This window comes from Burkholderia sp. DN3021 (genome assembly GCF_049805555.1).
In the GTDB taxonomy this organism is placed as follows: domain Bacteria; phylum Pseudomonadota; class Gammaproteobacteria; order Burkholderiales; family Burkholderiaceae; genus Burkholderia; species Burkholderia pyrrocinia_C.
In genome coordinates this window covers 1-15,013 of sequence record NZ_JBNCAB010000126.1, presented here as the reverse complement: position 1 = coordinate 15,013, position 15,013 = coordinate 1, and the positions used below count along the sequence as shown (strand labels likewise).

Sequence of the window (15,013 nt, the reverse complement as noted above, 5' to 3'; positions counted from 1 at the left end):
GCGGCGCGGGCGGCACGTCGCCCGCGCGCGTGCGCGAGCAGATCGGCCGCCTGAGCGGCGCGATCGAACGCCAGGCGGCCTGGGCGGCCGACTACCGGGGGCCGTCATGCTGAGCGCCTCCGATTCGAGCCGTCTCGACGGCGCATCCGGGCCGGCCGGCGCCGCGGCAGACGATATCGCCGGCCTCGTGCGCGTGCGCCGGCGCTACTGGGGCCGTTATGTCGCGTCGATCGCGATCGTTGCCGCGCTCGCCTACGTGGCCGCCGCGTTCGCGCGCGGACAGATCGAGTGGCGCGTCGTCGGCCAGTTCCTGACCGCGCGCTCGATCCTGACGGGGCTCGGCAACACGATCGTGATGACCGTTCTCGCGATGACGCTCGGCGTCGTGCTCGGCGTGGTCACCGCGGTGATGCGGCTGTCGTCGAACCCGGTGCTCGGCGCGATCGCGCAGGGCTACATCTGGTTGTTCCGCGGCACGCCGGTGATCCTGCAACTGCTGCTGTGGTTCAACCTCGCGCTGGTGTTCCCGACGCTCGGCATCCCGGGCATCGCCGAATTCCGGACCGTCGACGTGATGACGCCGTTCCTCGCGGCGGTGCTCGGTCTCGGCATCAACCAGGGCGCGTATACGTCGGAAGTCGTGCGCGCGGGGCTGCTGTCGGTCGACACCGGCCAGTACGAGGCCGCGAAGTCGATCGGCATGCCGCGCCTGCAGGCGCTGCGCCGGATCATCCTGCCGCAGGCGATGCGCGTGATCGTGCCGCCGATCGGCAACGAGCTGATCGGCATGGTCAAGCTGACGTCGCTCGCGAGCGTCGTGCAGTACGCGGAGATGCTGCACAACGCGCAGAACATCTACTACGCGAACGCCCGCGTGATCGAGCTGCTGATCGTCGCGGGCATCTGGTATCTCGCGGTCGTCACCGTGCTGTCGCTCGCGCAGGCGCGCGTCGAACGGCGCTTCGCGCGCGGCGCGGGTCGCGCGGCGGGCCGCGCATGAACGGCACGACCCTCAACCATCGGGAGAACGTCATGACGAACGCGGTCGTTCGCGCGGTCGACGTGCGCAAGTCGTACGGCGATTTCCAGGCGCTGCACGGCATCACGCTCGACGTCGCGCAGGGCGAAGTGCTGTGCATCATCGGGCCGTCGGGCTCGGGCAAGAGCACGTTCCTGCGCTGCATCAACCAGCTCGAGACGATCAGCGCGGGCGCGCTGTGGGTCAACGGCGAACTGGCCGGCTACCGGCGCGCCGGCGACCGGCTCCACGAGCTGTCGGAGCGCCAGGTCGCGCGCCAGCGGCTGGCGACGAGCATGGTGTTCCAGCGCTTCAACCTGTTCCCGCACAAGACCGCGCTCGAGAACGTGACCGAGGGCCCGGTGCAGGTGCTCAAGCGCCGCCGCGCGCAAGCGGAGGAGGAAGCGCGCACGCTGCTCGCGCGCGTCGGGCTCGCGCACAAATGCGACGCGTTTCCGGTCGAGCTGTCGGGCGGCCAGCAGCAGCGCGTCGCGATCGCGCGGGCGCTCGCGATGCATCCGCAGCTGATCCTGTTCGACGAACCGACGTCGGCGCTCGATCCCGAGCTCGTCGGCGAAGTGCTGGCCGTGATGCGCGATCTCGCGAAGAGCGGGATGACGATGATCGTCGTCACGCACGAGCTCGGCTTCGCACGCGAGGTGGCCGACCGCGTCGTGTTCATGGACGGCGGCCGGATCGTCGAGAGCGGGCCGCCCGACCAGGTGCTGTCCGCGCCGACGCACGCGCGCACGCGCGATTTCATCTCGGCCGTGATTGCATGAACGGGCCGGGCGCCCCGACCCGAAGCGCCCGAACGATACCACCGTCAACGATACAAGCCCACCACGACAAGGCGCCCCCCATGAAAGCATCCGTCCTGACCCGCACGCTGGCCGCCGTCGCATTCGGCGCGCTCGCGCTGCATGCCTCCTTCGCAGTCGCCCAGGCCGCGAGCGCGAAGCGCACGCTGAACGTCGCGATCGTGCCGAACTATCCGCCGTTCGAATACAAGGACCCGGCGACCGACAAGCTCGCGGGCTTCGACGTCGATCTCGGCGAAGCGCTCGCCGCGAAGATGGGCGCGAAGCTGAACTGGGTCGAAACGAGCTTCGACCAGATGATGAGCGCGGTCGCGACACAGCGCGTCGACATGATCCTGTCCGGCATGACCGACCTGCCGACGCGCCGCGATGCGGTGACGTTCGTCGACTACATCGAGACGGGCCCGCAGTTCTATACGCTGAAGGCGCGCGCCGGCGAGTTCGCGCAGATGAGCGCGCTGTGCGGCAAGCGCGTCGGGTCGAGCCGGCGCACGTCGTTTCCGGACAACACGACCGCGTGGAGCGCGGAGAACTGTGTGAAGGCCGGCAAGCCGGCGATCGTCGTGGTCGGTACCGACGGCTCGTCGGACGCGCGCATGCAGTTGCGCCAGAACCGCATCGACGCGGCCGTGCAGGGCGGCGAGACGCTGCCCTACCAGAACGGCCTCGAGCAGAACGCATACGCGCCGGTCGGCAAGCCGTTCCTGTCGCAATACACGGGCATCGGCGTCGCGAAGAGCAACACCGCGCTGAGCGGCGCGCTGACGACGGCGCTCAACCAGCTGATTGCCGACGGTTCCTACCAGAAGATTCTGGCGAAGTGGGGGCTGCAGGAGCACGCGGTGACGAAGGCGATGATCAACGGCACCCACTGAGCGTGCGATGACGGCCCTCGCTCCCCGCTGGCCGGACGCGAAGCGCGCGTGCGTCGCGCTCGCGTTCGATCTCGACGGCCCGACCGGCGACGCGATGCTGAACGGGTCGATCTGGCGCAACCCCGCGTATTTCACGCTCGGCAGCTACGGGCCGTGGCGCGCGCTCGGCCGCTTGCTCGACATGCTCGCGGCGTTCGACCTGCCCGCGACGTTCTTCGTGCCTGCGTGGGTTGCGCGGACCTGGCCCGCGCAATGCGCGGCGATCGTCGAGCGCGGCCACGAGATCGGCTACCACGGCTACCGGCACGAAGCGTTCTGGACGCTCGAGCCCGGGCGGCAGCGCGAGATCATGGCGCAGTCGGCCGACGTCTTCGCGCGTACGCTCGGCGTGCGGCCGGTCGGGTTCCGCACGCCGTCCGGCGACTGGAGCGCGGCGACGGTGGCCGTGCTGCGCGAAGCCGGCGTGCGCTATTCGAGCTCGATGCGCGGCGACGACCGGCCGTACCTGCTGCATGGCGCGAACGGCGAGGCGCCGCTCGTCGAGATACCCGGCCGCTGGGAGACCGACGACTACGCGTCGCTTGCGTATCACCGCAACCCCGACTATCCGGCCGGGCTCGACCGGATCGCCGGCTACGGCGCGACGCTCGACAACTGGACGCGCGAATTCGACGGCGTATACCGCGAAGGGCTGTGCCTGACGACGCTGCTGCATCCGAAGGTCTGCGGCAAGCCCGGCCGCATCGCGCTGCTCGAGGCGTGGCTCGGTCACATGCGTGCACAGGACGGTGTCTGGTTCGCGCGCTGCCGCGAAGTGGCCGACTGGTGGCTTGCGCAGCACGCGCGAGATGCGCAACCCACGCAACGGAGCGGCCTGTGACGACACTCCCTTCATGGCCGGGCGGCGCGCGATGCGCGGTCGCGATCACGGTCGACTTCAACGACATTCACGGCATCCAGACACGCGAGCCGCGCATCGTCGGCCGCGAGAAATCGCTGTCGGTCTGGCGTTACGGCGCGACGCGCGGCGTCGACCGGCTGCTCGATGCGTTCGATGCGTTCCGCGTGCCGGCGAGCTGGTTCGTCCCGGGCATCGTCGCCGAAACGCATGCGGATGCGGTGCGCGCGATCGCGGCAGCCGGCCACGAGCTCGGCGTGAGCGGCTATCGCTGCGAGGATTTTGACGCGCTGTCGCTCGCCGCGCAGGTCGATGCGTGCCGCGCCGGACGGGCGGCGCTCGCCGACACGATCGGCCGCGACGTGCAAGGCTTTCGCTCGTTCACCGGCAACTGGGCCGACGGTTTCTCGGATTTCCTCGTCGCGGAAGGTTTCACGTGGTCGTCGTCGTGGCGCGGCGACGATCTGCCGTATGTGCATCCGCGCGGCGACGGCGGCGCGGACGGCGCGCGGCTCGTCGAGCTGCCGCTGCACTACGAACTCGAAGACGAGCCGTACTTCGAGTTCAACCTGTCGCCGCCCGTGCCGGCCGGTCAGCCGCGCATCGCGGCGTACCGCGACGTGCTCGACAACTGGCGGCGCGACGTCGACGGGTTTCGGCGCTTCGGGCTGTGCTGCGTGCTGCGCCTGCATCCCGAGATCATCGGCACGGCAGCGCGGATCGACCTGCTGCGCGCATTGCTCGCGCATCTGCGTGACGCGGGCGACGTCTGGTTCGCGACGGGGCGCGACATCGCGCGCTGGTGGTGTGCCCAGGCGCCCGTCAATGCCCCGGGACATCCGGTCGACGTGTTCGCGCACTGCGTGGCGGAGGAGTCGGCGCGATGACGATGACAACCGATACGCGCGCCACGCGGCTCGCGGCGTTCGTCGCGCAGACGTCCGCCGACGCGTTGCCGGACGACGTCGTCGCGAAGGCCAAGCGTCATGTGCTCGACACGTTCGGTGCCGCGCTGGCGGGCGCGTCCGCCGTCGAGACGCGCAGCGCCCGTGCGCTGACCGGCGCCGTCGCGCATGGCGGCGCGCCGCTGTGGGGCACGCGGCGGACCGCGGCCGCGCGCGATGCGGCGTTCGTCAACGGGATTGCCGCGCACGCGCTCGAACTCGACGATTCCGGCGGCTGCGATCATTCGGGCGCGGTCGTGCTGCCGGCCGTGCTCGCCGCGCTGTCGTGCGCGGGGCGCACGGTGACGGGCCGCGAATGCGTGGCGGCGATCGTGCTCGGCTACGACGTCGGCCGGCGCGTGCTCGAGGCAGCGGGCGGCTACTCGGTTCACAACGGGGCGGGCTGGCACTCGACGCTCAGTTGCGGCGTGTTCGGTGCGGCGGCCGCGAGCGCGCGCGTGCTCGGGCTCGACGCCGTGCGCACGCGCGACGCGCTCGGCCATGCGGCGAGTTTCGCGGGCGGCCTGTGGGGTTTCATCCACGACGGAGCGCAGACGAAGCGGCTGCATGCCGGGCGTGCGGCGGAGGGCGGCGTGCTCGCGGCGCTGCTCGCGCGCGAAGGCGTGAGCGGCCCCGCGCACGTATTCGACGACGTGTGGGGCGGTTTTTTCAACACGTTCGCCGCGCAATCGCATGTGCCCGACGCATTGACCGACGGCCTCGGCGCGCACTGGAAGCTGATGCGCTGCTCGATCAAGCCGCATGCATCGTGCCGCAGCGCGCATGCGGCCGTCGACGCGGCGCTGCAGCTCGCGGACGGCCGCATCGTCGAGGCCGGCGAGATCGAGCGGGTGGTCGTGCGCACGAGCGCGTTCGTGGCCCGCATGTGCGGCGGTCGCGACCTGTCGACGCTGTCGTCCGCGCAGATGAGCCTGCCGTACGCGGTGGCGGCGGCGCTGGCGTTCGGCGACACGGGGATCGGCGTGTATCGCGCGGACCGGCGCACCGATCCGCGCGTGACCGCGCTGCTCGCGCGCATCGCGGTCGACGTCGATCCGGCGCTCGGCGATCTCGACGAGCCGACGGTGATCCTGCATCGCGCGGACGGGGGGCGGGAAGTACGCCACGTGCCGATCGCGCTCGGCGACCCGCGCAATCCGCTGTCGGACGCGGCGCTGCTGGCGAAATATCGGGCGCTGGCGGGCATCGCGCTCGACCGCGCGCAAGTCGATGCACTGAGCGACGTGTGCCTGTCGCTGGACCGCCAGGCGGATGCGCGCGTGATGAACGACTGGCTCGCGGGCGATGCCGAAGCGGCGGAGGCGTTCGTCTGAATGGCGATGTCGTGCTGACGCGGTATGAACGTACCTGTCCGAAAACCGGAACGAACGCGCCGTATCCGAAGCAATTGGCGCAGGATGGGTTTTCCGTAAAGCGGGCCGCCAGCACGGCGGTTATTGCGTCGCTGTCGGTATAAACGGAGAGCGCATAAAAAAAACTCGGCCGAAAGCGATGAAGAAAGTGCATATGGTTACCCCCTATTTCCGGTAACCGATCGCTCGACGCCCGACCTTGCTTCGAGAAATTACTCGTGTTGATCCTGCTCATGCGCCCGCATCGTGTCGCCACCGGGCTGCGTACTGACCCTTCCTATGGCAGCAATCTGCACCTTCAGGATGGCGCTCATGTCAGATGCGTTACGGCGTGGCGTTACGTAACGTCCGCGAACGTTGCAGTTGCGCAAACGTTGCACAGGACTATTTCCAATTATTCATACCTTTTAAATCCTGGACATAGGTCATTGGTTTATTGGGGATTTTCCGCGTTGCAACAAGAAAGCGCGCCTCGATGGCACGGATCGTGCGTCGATCGTTATGTGCCGAAGTAGTTAATACCATAACGTTAGACCAACCATGAATCACATCCACACTCCGATATCCGGACGCGACGCAGGGGCGAAGCGGTCGATTCCGGAAATTCAATCGATAAATTGCGTCCATTGGGCTATCCAGTCGGGATGGCTCGGACGCGGCATTTCCATTGCCCTGCCGAACCGTGGTGTCGGTTCCTTGCGGAGGCGATGAAACGGCGCGGGGGCGCGTAAGCAACCGGCGGTTCGTCGGTCGTCCGGATTCCTGGCGTGAACTGACTCGTTCGTTCGATCGAGACGCATTCGATTTCATATAGGAATCCGAATTTACAGATCGGTTCATCGACAGAAGATCGATGCCCGGGATGAATGTGTCGATGCATCGGGAGACCGAGGGCGGAGCATGTCCGGTGTCGGGCGGGAAAGCTCCGTCGGCGCGAAGCACGGGCGGCCGGATGGCGCCGGCGGTCGATTGCGGGCGGAAAAAGCGGATGCTGGGGGATAGATGAAATGAGCACATTCGAGTTCGTCGAAACTTCGCGCGGTGCCGAGCCGGGGGCGCAGGATCGCAGTCACGTCGCCGCGAGGGCGGTCGTGCCGGTGGTCCTGGCGGGCGGGGCTGGAACCAGGCTGTGGCCCATGTCCCGCGAGCAGCACCCGAAACAACTGACGCACCTCGTTGGCGAGGAAACGCTGCTCGAATCGACGCTGCGAAGGGTAAGCGGGCTCGGGTCGAAATTCGAGATGGCACCTGCGCAGGTCGTGTGCGGCGACGCGCATCGGCACATCACGGTGCGGCAACTCGCGGCGAGCGATCTTCGCGCACGCGTGGTCGTCGAGCCGGCGCGTCGCGATACGGCGCCTGCCATGACCCTCGCGGCCGCACTTGCGCGGGCCGAGCACGAGGACGCCGTACTGGTCGTGATGCCGGCCGATCACGTCATTCACGACACGTCCGGGTTCGAACGCGCGATGGAAACGGCGTTGCGCTACGCGCAGCGTGGGTGCGTCGCGACGCTCGGCGTCCGGCCGACGCATGCCGATTCCGGTTTCGGCTATCTGCGTACCGGCTTGCCGCTTGCATTGGACGATGCCGATGGCGGTTACCGACTCGATGCGTTCGTCGAGAAGCCGTCACCGGAAGTCGCGGTGCAATACGTCGCGTCAGGATCCCATTTGTGGAACAGCGGAATCTATGTTGTCCGGGCGAGTGTCTGGCTGCGCGCCATCGAGGAGCTGGCGCCGAAAATTCACGCCGCGTGCGTCGCCGCGATCCGCGATGGCAATGCCGATGGCGGTTGTTTTCACCCGGCCCCGGAACCATTCGCCACGTGCCCGTCGGATTCGATCGACTACGCGGTCATGGAACGGCTGAGCTTCATGGCTGAACCGCCGGTGGCCGTTGCGGTTCCGCTGGATGCAGGCTGGTCCGATCTCGGGTCGTGGGACGCCGTCTGGGCTGCGCTCGACAAGGACCAGGACGGCAACGCCGGGCGTGGGCGAGTGATGTTCGAGGACGCGACCGCGTGCTATGCCCATTCCGAAGGCCGACTGGTCGCGTGCGTCGGCGTCGGTAACGTCGCGGTGGTGGAGACCCCCGACGCCGTTCTGGTCGTCGGCCGGCAGCACGTTCAGGGCGTCAGGTCGCTCGTATCCAGAATCAAGGCCGGGCATGGCGCGGAAGCCGAGGCGCACCGGCTCGTGCGGCGTCCGTGGGGCTGGTACGACTCGGTCGACCGCGGCGAACGTTTCCAGGTCAAGCGAATCGTGGTGGACCCCGGCGCGCGACTGTCGTTGCAGATGCACCATCACCGCGCCGAGCACTGGACTGTCGTGAAAGGCACCGCAACCGTCACGCGCGGCGACGAGCGATTCCTGCTCGGCGAAAACGAATCGACCTACATCCCGATCGGCGTGCGACACCGCCTCGAAAACCCGGGGCGGATGCCGCTGGAAATCATCGAAGTGCAGACCGGCAGCTATCTCGGCGAAGACGACATCGTGCGCTTCGACGACGCATACGGGCGCGTTTGACCGCAAATACGGCGCCATCGTGCGCCGCCTGGAGAATATCCATGTTCGGATTTCAGTCGATTATCGCGCGCCTGCTCGATGCACTCGTCGTGGTGCTGGGGGCGGCTGCAGCATCGCACGTGCGGTTCGATGACGATACGCTCGGCCGGCCGGACGCGATGGTCGTCCCGTTTGTCGCGATGCTGACGCTCGCCGTCTTTCCGGCATGTCAGGTGTATCAGTCCTGGCGCGGGCGGTCGTGGATCGCGATGATCAGCCGCATCAGCGCCGCATGGGTCGCCGTGCAGGCTTGCAACCTCGTGCTGCTGTTCGCGATGCATCGCGCCGATCAGGTGTCGCGGCTGTGGTTCGTCTACTGGACGGCGATCGCGGGATGCGGATTCGTCGTCATCCGCGTGGCCGCCTATACGATGCTCGCGCGCGTCAGGCATGCGGGCCTGAATCTTCGCAAGGTGGCGATCGTCGGACACGGCGCGCATGCCGTGCGTGTGATCGAAACGCTTGCGCTGTCGCCGGCAAGCGGGTTTCGCCCGGTCGTGCTCCACGATCCCGCGGGATCGTCCAGCGGCATCATCCCGGCGATCGCGGATTTCACCGAATTCGCCGCGGCAGTGCGTGCCGAAGCCGCAACGGAAATCTGGCTCGCGTTGCCGATCTCCGAGGAACGGACGATCCGGCGCGTGCTGAAGACGTTCGGCGACGATCTGATCAATATCCGCTTCATGCCGGACATGTGCAGCATCGCGCTGCTCGGCGGAACGATGATGGATCTCGTCGGCATGCCGGCAATCAACCTCGTTGCATCGCCGATGTCGCATCACGCGTTGATGCAGAAGGCGCTGTTCGACCGGGTATTCGCGGCGGCAGCGCTCGTCGCGCTGGCGCCGCTGCTCGGCCTGATCGCGCTGGCGGTCAAGCTGTCGTCCCCGGGCCCGGTGCTGTTTACGCAGTACCGGAAAGGCGCCGATGGCCGGGTGTTCAGGATCTACAAGTTCCGCACGATGCGCGTGCACGCGGAACAGGCCGGCGTCGTGCGCCAGGCGACCCGGGGCGATGCGCGCATCACGCGCGTCGGCGCGTTCCTGCGTCGCACCAGCCTCGACGAGCTGCCGCAGTTCTTCAACGTGCTGCGCGGCGACATGTCGGTCGTCGGGCCGAGACCGCACGCCATCGAGCACGACGATCTGTACCGGCCGCTCGTCGAGGGATACATCCATCGTTACCGGATCAAGCCGGGCATCACCGGATGGGCGCAGGTCAACGGCTATCGCGGCGAGACGGATCACCTCGACAAGATGGTCGGCCGTGTCCAGCACGACCTCTATTACCTGCGCAACTGGTCCTTCGGGCTCGACATGAAGATTGTCGCCGCCACGGTGCTGAAGGGCTTCGTCCATCCGAACGCCTACTGAGCCCGGCCATGATCGAACGCATTCTGGTCGTCTGCGACGGCAACGCATGCCGCAGCCCGATGGCGAGCGCGATGCTGGCACGCGCGCTGCCGTCCGTGCAGGTGCGTTGCGCGGGACTGATCGCGCTGGCGGGCCGGCCCGCCGCACAGGCTGCGATCGACGTGATGCGCGAACGCGGCTTCGACCTCACGTCGCATATCGCGCAACCGGTGCATCTCGGCCACGTGCGTGCATCGCAACTGATCCTCGCGATGACGCTCGTGCAGTGTCGCGAGATCGAGCGCCGTTACCCGTTCGCGCGCGGTCGCGTCTTCCAGCTCGACCATGCCGCGAAATGCGATATCGCGGATCCGGTCGGCAAGTCGGCGGACGTGTTCGATGCCGTGGCGCGTCACATCGAGCGCGCGGTGGCGCACTGGATCGTGCGGATTCCCGCAGCTGCCGCACGGGGGCACTGCTGATGCGACGCCATGTCGGCCGGCTCGCGATGCTCATCGGCCTGTCGTGTGCATCGGCTGCGCACGGCAATGCGCCGGCGGCGCGCCCTTCGACGAATGCGCCGCGGTGGATCGCGGGGCTCGCGGATACCGCGTCCCAGACCTCGAATCCGTGGCGCGGATCGATCGCAAAGCCGGCGGTCGCGTCGGGCGTCGCGGCGCCGGCGGTCGGCAACTACGCGCCGCTGCCGATCGAGCGGCAGATGCGGGCGTTGTCGATCGACGCGCTGGGCATGCCGGCGGCACATCGCACGCGCGGCGCGGCACGCGTCCCGATTCGGCCGCGCGGCGGGAACGACAACGCGACAGACGACTGGCCGGGCATGGAGCCGCCCTGGTCCCGTTCGTCATGGTGATCGACCGGGCGGTGCGGCATGAGGGCGAAGCAGGCCGAACCGTCACGCGGCGAAATGAACACATCCGTGAGCACGGTGCCACGGTCGGAATCGACGATGGCGCGACAGACGAGGCAGCAATGGGTAAACCATTCGACGGTGTATCGACAGGCAGCAGACGGGGCCGCGCGCTGGCGCCGCTCGTGCTGTCGGTGTTCATGACGGCATGTGCCGTTGCGCCCGGCATGCGGATGACCGGCTCGCAGGAATTGCCGGTGGCCAGCGCGCGCAACGGCGAACCGGCGCAGTCGCTCGATGTGCCGATCCGGGAAATCGACGTCAACCTGCTGCAATCGATGCGCGACGACAGCGACGCGGCCGGGCACGTCGACGCGCTGTTGCGCGAGCGCGCGAAGGGCGGCTATCGGATCGGCGCCGGCGACGTGTTGCAGATCACGGTGTGGGATCACCCCGAACTTTCCGCGGCCGCGCCGACGAATCAGTCGTCGTCGACACAGCGGCAGAGCGACCCCGTCGGCGGCTTCGTCGTCGATGAAACCGGCAGCGTGCAGTTTCCTTATGTCGGCACGCTCGCGGTCTCGGGCAGGACGACGACCGAGGTGCGCGATGCGTTCCGCGTCGCGTTGACGAAAACCTTCCGCGACCCGCAGGTCACCGTGCGCGTCACGTCGTACCGCAGCCAGCAGGTCTACGTCGAAGGCGAGGTGCGCAATCCGGGCGTCCAGCCGATCAACGACGTGCCGATGACGCTGATCGAGGCGATCGATCGCGCGGGCGGGCTTCAGCCGACGGCCGATCGGAGCCGCATCGAGCTGCTGCGCGGCGACGAGCATTACGTGCTGAACCTGTCCCGGCTCGTCGCACGACGCATCGATCCGGCCCGCATCCTGTTGCGCAACCGGGACGTGCTGCGCGTGCAGTCGCGCGAGGACAACGGTGCGTTCGTGATGGGCGAGGTCGCGAAGCCGACGCTCGCGCTGCCGCTGCGCGACGGCTCGTTGACGCTCGGCGACGCGTTGCAGCAAGCCGGCAGCTTCAACAGCGGCACCGCGGACACGGCACAGGTCTACGTGATTCGCGGGCGCGGCTCGAGTACCCCCGACGTGTTTCATCTCGACGCGAAGTCGCCGGTTGCGATGGTGCTCGCGAACGACTTCAGGCTGGCGCCGAAGGATGTCGTTTATGTCGACGGCAACGGCCTCGCCCGGCTCAGCCGCGTGCTGTCGCTGCTGTTGCCCGCCATCAATGCCGGCATGACCGGCGCGCTGGTCGCGAAATGAACCGCCGGACCCCGATCGACACTGGATTTGCGATGACAGACCTTTCCGAAGCACGGCTGTACGACGCGGCGTTGTACGACGATGCGCCCCTTTCGTCCTACGTCGACATCGTGCTGGCCCGGTGGCGCATGGTGCTGGGCATTGCGGCCGGCGTGTTCCTGCTGGGGCTGCTGTATGTCGTATTCGCGACGCCGGTCTATCGTGTCGACGCGACGATCCAGGTCAACGAATCGACCGCGGCGGGCAATTCGCCGCTGCACGACATCGCAGCGTTGCTCGACAACGGGAGCACGACCGCTGCCGAACTCGAACTCGTGCGCGCGCGCATGGTGATCGACTCGGTCGTCACGAAGCAGCATCTGAACCTCATCGCCGAACCGCGCTATTTCCCGTTGATCGGCCGCTGGGTCGCGCGTCGCTATCGGGACGACGGCGTCGCGCGGCCGCTTTGGGGATTGTCCCGGTTTGCATGGGGCGGCGAGCGATTCGACGTCGTCGCGTTCGAGACGGCCGGCAAGAAAAGCCACGACGGCATCGACATGCTGGACGGCCTCTGGTTCGACGTGACCGCCGAAGGCGGCGGACGCTACGTGGTCAGGGACGAGGACGGCGACGTCGTGCTGCAAGGCGAGGTCGGCGTGCCGGCGCACGGGCAGTACAAGGCGCAGCCGCTGACGCTGCTGATCGCCGCCCTCGACGCCCGGCCGGGCACGGCGTTTCGGCTCAGGCGCATCCCGCAGCTCGAAGCAGTTTCCCAGCTCCAGGACGATCTGACCGTCGAGGAAAAGGCCAAGCAATCCGGCATCCTGACCGTCACGCTCGAGGGCGACGACCGGACCCGCATCCGGGACATCCTGCGGGCCGTGGTCGACGGCTACGTCCAGCAGAACAAGGAGTACCGGAGCGAGGAGGCCGCCGCGACGCTGGCATCGCTGAAGAGCAGCATGCCGACCGTCATGAAGGCGCTGAAGGATGCCGAGGACAAATACGCGGCGTTTCGCGCGCGCACGGGGACGGTCGATCTCGACGAACAGGGCAAGCTGCTGCTCGGCCAGGAAGTGGACATCGAGACGCGCACGCTCGAACTCAAGCAAAAGCGCGTCGACCTGATCGCGCGGTTCGCCGACGGCCATCCGGCCGTGCAGGCGCTCGACGCCAACCTGGCGGAACTGGCGGGCAAGGCGAAGGAACTGAAGGCGCTCGAAGCCAGGTTGCCCGATACGGAGCGGGAGGGCCTCGGCGTGCTGCGCGACGTGCGCGTCAACACCGAGCTGTATACGAACCTGCTGAACACCGGGCAACAGCTCGAGATCGCCAGGCGAAGCGAGATCGGCAATGTCCGCGCCGTCGACTTGCCGGTCCTGCCGGTGAAACCCGTCAAGCCCAGGCGCCTGCTGCTGATCGCGCTGTCGTTGTGTGTCGGGATTGCTCTTGGCATCGCCGCCCCGTTCGCACAGCGGGCGGTATGGGGCCGCGTCGAACATTCGGAGCACCTCGAGCAGGTGCTGGGCGTACCGGTCTATGCGGTGGTGCCGCATAGTCGGGAGCAGCGACGTATCGTGCGCAACCAGCAGCGTGCGGGACAGGGCGCGCATGTTCTCGCATCGGAAATTCCGGAGGACGTGACCGTCGACGCGATCCGCAGCCTGCGCACGACGCTGCAGTTCACGATGTCCGAGTCGGGGCACAACGTGATCATGGTCACGAGCCCGCAGCCCAGTGCGGGCAAATCGTTCCTCTGCGCGAACCTGGCTTCGCTGTTCGCGTCGGGCGGCAAGCGCGTGCTGCTGATCGATGCCGATATTCGCCGCGGTCAGTCGCATCGTCACTTCGGGCTGCCGGCGGCGCCCGGCCTGCCCGACGCGATCGCGAGCGGCACGCTCGAGCGCGGCGTCCAGAAATCGGCGGTCGCCGGCGTCGACGTGCTCGCGCGCGGTGCCGTCGCCCGCACGTCGGAGCTGTTCAACGACGGCCGCTTCAAGATGCTGCTCGACACGGCATCGCGTCTCTACGACATCGTCATCGTCGATACGGCCCCGATCCTCGCGCTGCACGATGCGGCGACCATCGGCCGCCACGGCGCGACGACGCTGCTGTGCGTCCGGCATGGCCGCAGCTCGATGCCGGAGATCCGCGAGGCAGAGCGTCGCCTGCGCAACGCCGGCATCGCGATCAGCGGCGTCGTGCTGAACGACGTGCCGCGGCGTCAGGCCGTCTACGGTGCGTATGGCGAAGGGAAATACGCATATGAAACCGAGCACTGAGCCCGCGATTCGCGACATCGCGCGGCTCGCCGCGAGCGACCGTGCGTCGAGCGCCGGCGAGCGACTCGGCGCGCGCACGGTGCGAAGCCTCGCGTGGGCGCTGGTGCAGGCGTGGGGCGGCAAGCTCGTCACGCTCGTCACGTATCTGCTGGTCGCGCGCTGGCTCGGCCCGGCGGACGTCGGGCTCGCGGCCGCGGTCACGCTGTCGCTGTCGCTGGTCCTGATGATCGCCGAGGGCGGCTTCAGCGACGCGCTGGTTCAGCGCGCATCGCTCCACGACGACGACCTCGAATGGCCGTTCGCGTGTTCGATCGGCATGGCGGTCGTGCTCGCGGCCGTGATGTTCGTGCTGGCCGGGCGCGTCGAAACGTGGCTGGGCGTACCCGGCCTGGCGCCGTATCTGCGGGTGGCGTGCGCGTTCGTGCCGATCGGCTCGGCGAGTTCGTTCCAGGAGGGGCTGTACAAGCGGCGGCTGGATTTCAGGACGCTGGCCATGCGTCAACTCGTGTCGGTGAGCGTCGCGGGCGCCGTGGCGGTCGCGCTGGCGATCGCGGGCGCCGGCGCGTGGAGCCTGATCGCGCAGGCGGCGACCGTCATGACGGTGTCCGCGCTCTGGCTCTGGCGCAGACCGGTCTGGGGGCCGCGCGGCCCCCCCCACCCCCCCCCCCTAAGGGCCCTCGCGCGCCTTGCCGGGGCCCACGACACGTCGACGCGGGTATAAATGTTGGCGCAGCGAACCGTGGT

Annotated in this window: 13 protein-coding genes; all 13 read left to right on the top strand. The window is 68.1% G+C overall.

The genetic code is table 11. From position 1 onward, the window contains the following. Window positions 1–106 precede the first annotated feature (106 nt). The 13 genes from ACPUER_RS34060 to ACPUER_RS34000 all read left to right on the top strand — a co-directional run bounded on the left by ACPUER_RS34060 (window position 107) and on the right by ACPUER_RS34000 (window position 14,990). Window positions 107–1,000 carry an amino acid ABC transporter permease gene (locus ACPUER_RS34060; protein ID WP_425133239.1) on the top strand — a complete coding sequence of 298 codons (894 nt, stop codon included), beginning with the start codon at window positions 107–109 and terminating at the stop codon, window positions 998–1,000. After that, entirely contained in the window at window positions 997–1,800 is an 804-nt protein-coding gene (locus ACPUER_RS34055; RefSeq protein ID WP_425133238.1) for an amino acid ABC transporter ATP-binding protein, read from the top strand. Before ACPUER_RS34060 ends, ACPUER_RS34055 begins: the two co-directional genes overlap by 4 nt. An 80-nt stretch (window positions 1,801–1,880) precedes the next feature. After that, window positions 1,881–2,714 (top strand): ABC transporter substrate-binding protein, encoded by an 834-nt coding sequence (locus ACPUER_RS34050; protein WP_425133237.1) that lies wholly within the window; start codon window positions 1,881–1,883, stop codon window positions 2,712–2,714. Between the two features lie 7 nt (window positions 2,715–2,721). Beyond that, complete coding sequence (locus ACPUER_RS34045) at window positions 2,722–3,594, top strand: polysaccharide deacetylase family protein (RefSeq protein WP_425133236.1); 873 nt, start codon at window positions 2,722–2,724, stop codon at window positions 3,592–3,594. Beyond that, window positions 3,591–4,499, top strand: coding sequence for a polysaccharide deacetylase family protein (locus ACPUER_RS34040; protein WP_425133235.1), 909 nt, complete (start codon window positions 3,591–3,593; stop codon window positions 4,497–4,499). Before ACPUER_RS34045 ends, ACPUER_RS34040 begins: the two co-directional genes overlap by 4 nt. Further along, on the top strand, window positions 4,496–5,890 hold the full coding sequence (locus tag ACPUER_RS34035; protein WP_425133234.1) for an MmgE/PrpD family protein: 1,395 nt from the start codon (window positions 4,496–4,498) through the stop codon (window positions 5,888–5,890). Before ACPUER_RS34040 ends, ACPUER_RS34035 begins: the two co-directional genes overlap by 4 nt. Window positions 5,891–6,936: 1,046 nt before the next feature. Continuing rightward, a complete protein-coding gene (locus ACPUER_RS34030; RefSeq protein ID WP_425133240.1) occupies window positions 6,937–8,460 on the top strand; it encodes a mannose-1-phosphate guanylyltransferase/mannose-6-phosphate isomerase in 1,524 nt (507 codons plus the stop codon). 41 nt (window positions 8,461–8,501) lie between these two features. Further along, window positions 8,502–9,872 carry an undecaprenyl-phosphate glucose phosphotransferase gene (locus ACPUER_RS34025; RefSeq protein ID WP_175964014.1) on the top strand — a complete coding sequence of 457 codons (1,371 nt, stop codon included), beginning with the start codon at window positions 8,502–8,504 and terminating at the stop codon, window positions 9,870–9,872. A gap of 8 nt (window positions 9,873–9,880) precedes the next feature. Continuing rightward, on the top strand, window positions 9,881–10,333 hold the full coding sequence (locus ACPUER_RS34020) for a protein tyrosine phosphatase (RefSeq protein WP_425133233.1): 453 nt from the start codon (window positions 9,881–9,883) through the stop codon (window positions 10,331–10,333). Next, complete coding sequence (locus ACPUER_RS34015; RefSeq protein WP_175964016.1) at window positions 10,333–10,725, top strand: hypothetical protein; 393 nt, start codon at window positions 10,333–10,335, stop codon at window positions 10,723–10,725. Before ACPUER_RS34020 ends, ACPUER_RS34015 begins: the two co-directional genes overlap by 1 nt. Window positions 10,726–10,844: 119 nt before the next feature. Then, a complete protein-coding gene (locus ACPUER_RS34010; RefSeq protein WP_425133232.1) occupies window positions 10,845–12,005 on the top strand; it encodes a polysaccharide biosynthesis/export family protein in 1,161 nt (386 codons plus the stop codon). Window positions 12,006–12,037: 32 nt separating this feature from the next. Then, entirely contained in the window at window positions 12,038–14,269 is a 2,232-nt protein-coding gene (locus tag ACPUER_RS34005) for a polysaccharide biosynthesis tyrosine autokinase (RefSeq protein ID WP_425133231.1), read from the top strand. Continuing rightward, entirely contained in the window at window positions 14,253–14,990 is a 738-nt protein-coding gene (locus ACPUER_RS34000) for an oligosaccharide flippase family protein (RefSeq protein ID WP_425133230.1), read from the top strand. Before ACPUER_RS34005 ends, ACPUER_RS34000 begins: the two co-directional genes overlap by 17 nt. Window positions 14,991–15,013 lie beyond the last annotated feature (23 nt).